Source organism: Mesorhizobium sp. M1338 (genome assembly GCF_040318045.1).
GTDB lineage: Bacteria > Pseudomonadota > Alphaproteobacteria > Rhizobiales > Rhizobiaceae > Mesorhizobium.
Genome location: NZ_JAMYLL010000120.1, coordinates 1 through 2,007, shown reverse-complemented (window position 1 = coordinate 2,007; position 2,007 = coordinate 1). Strand labels below are relative to the sequence as shown.

Sequence of the window (2,007 nt, the reverse complement as noted above, 5' to 3'; positions counted from 1 at the left end):
TACTCCGCATCGCATCCACGACGACAACCAGGAATCGCTGTTCACCGCCATTTGAAAAGGAGGTGCATAATGAATCGGTCTTCGCAATTACCCGAAAGAACAGCCTCTTCGCTGGCAGCGACGGCGGCGGACGGACATGGGCCACCATCGCCACGCTGCTGACCACCGCCAAGATGAACCAGGTCGATCCGCACGCCTGGCTCACCCAGACCCTCGAGCGCATCGCCAATGGCTGGCCAAACAGCGCTATCGAGGCGCTCATGCCTTGGAACTACCATCGCTGAACGGCATCAGCTACCCGCTTACGCTCATGATGGCTCCACCTTCTCAAGGTTTGGAGCCTCCGGCAAACCCCGCGCGTGTCAGCTCATTGCCTTTCTGACAACTGAGCTTCACCGAAGTTGCGACGGAGAGAAGCTAATCTGTGCCGAACCTGCAGCGGCTATTCCTAAAAAACGTTGGCGGAAACGCGCCCGCCCGGCATAGTTCGGTGGTCGGCATAAACGCGCGCGCCTCAACGACATCGGCCCGAAAGCTTGGCTTGCCGTCGGCCTGGCCCGAATTGCCGATCTTCCCGCCTCGCGTCTGCACGAACTACTGCCCCGGGGAATGGAAGCGCCTGCGCGAAGCCGAAAAGCCGGCCAATCAGGCCGCCTGACCTTGACGTAACGTCATCATAAAGCCCGCAGCGCACACGCTCGCGTGCCAATCATGCGGCCGTCTTCGTATGGGTACTTCTTCGATACAGGGGCCACGCTCGAAATTCGAATGGTATGCGGCCTTCAATGCGATCTGTACTCGGTTGAATGCCAAATCTCGCTCGATAGGCTCGGCTGAAATGCACTTGACTCCTAAAGCCACAGGCAATTGCTATTTCATGAAGCAACATGTCAGTTTGCGTTACAAAGCCCCGCGCGCGATCAAGTCGAACGTCCCGATAGTAAAGCGCAGGAGATTTGCCGACGTAACATTCGAACAGCCTGTGGAGTTGACGAGGAGATATATCCACTTGGAGGGAAATTTCGGGTATCGAAATGCAATGCTCTAGATGGTTCTCCATAATTGAAATGGCGCGTCGAACCGTTTTTGGCGCCTTGCTCACAACGGGCTCCGTATTGCAAGGATTTTGAGAGACCCCCGCCTGCCTCAGCCCGGGATGGAATATGTAATAGGCAGCAGTTTTCGCCAACGGACTTCCACAGGCTGCGTCAATTATGTGGAGCGCCACGTCGCTACTGGATATGCCACCACTGCACGTAAAGCGGTTGCCGTCTCGTACGAAGATGTCTTCACTCACTTCGACATCAGCATTCTGTTCCTGAAATGCGCTTAAATGTTCGTAGTGAACGGTGGCGCGCTTGCCCACAAGCAGACCTGCTTCAGCAAGTATGAATGCTCCAGTATCGATGCCAACCATTAGACTGCCGGCCCTCGCCCATTTTCTGAGGGCCGCCAACAAGTCCGGCGTTGCCACGGTTTCCGGGGTCCAGCTTGATGACACCAGGACGATGTCAAAATGCTCTTTCAGCACATCCTTGAGCGGAAGGGTTTCAAAGGAAACCCCGTTGCTCGCCAGGCAAGCACCGCCCTTCGACGAAGCCAACTTCCATTGGAACAGAGTCTCGCCCTCCAGATAGTTTGCAGCGCGAAAAGGGTCTATAAAAGCCATGGTGGTTGCTAGATTACAACTCTGCGTAACAATAACTAGCATTGTTAGCGCATCTCGAGATGATGGCATTGATGAACATACCTCTGTAGAGATCGGCGGGGGATTATGAGCTTGGTTGGCGTTGCCCACCTTGAGCGGTAGGCTCGGGGTATCGAATCCACAGGGGAGAGCAACGCCATGAAGAAGCCTATCACATTGAGCACCGACCCCTCAACCGCCAGTGTGCACAAACGGTGTTCACCTGGTGCTGAACTGATGGGGTTGTCTAATCGCCGCTGGGACGTCAAGCATGTAATTGCGTCGAGACGACGCTGCCGGGTGCATGGTTGTCTTCGCGG

2 protein-coding genes and 1 pseudogene are annotated in these 2,007 nt (G+C 55.5%); 2 read left to right on the top strand and 1 reads right to left on the bottom strand.

Features of this window, described 5'->3' with window-relative positions:
• Positions 1-284: transposase domain-containing protein (locus NKH19_RS33180; RefSeq protein WP_352983915.1), on the top strand; the 284-nt coding region annotated here is incomplete at its 5' end.
• A 226-nt stretch (positions 285-510) separates the two neighbouring features.
• Positions 511-658, top strand: a pseudogene (locus NKH19_RS33745) (hypothetical protein); the annotation flags it as partial.
• A 51-nt stretch (positions 659-709) separates the two neighbouring features.
• Here the strand turns inward: NKH19_RS33745 and NKH19_RS33175 are convergent.
• Positions 710-1,669: a GlxA family transcriptional regulator gene (locus NKH19_RS33175; RefSeq protein ID WP_352983912.1), complete on the bottom strand. Its 960-nt coding sequence runs from the start codon at positions 1,667-1,669 to the stop codon at positions 710-712.
• Positions 1,670-2,007: the final 338 nt, after the last annotated feature.

What these genes read in the sequence shown, in the direction of transcription:
- NKH19_RS33175 (WP_352983912.1), bottom strand. Translation starts at nt 1,669, where the DNA reads ATGGCTTTTATAGACCCTTTTCGCGCTGCAAACTATCTGGAGGGCGAG.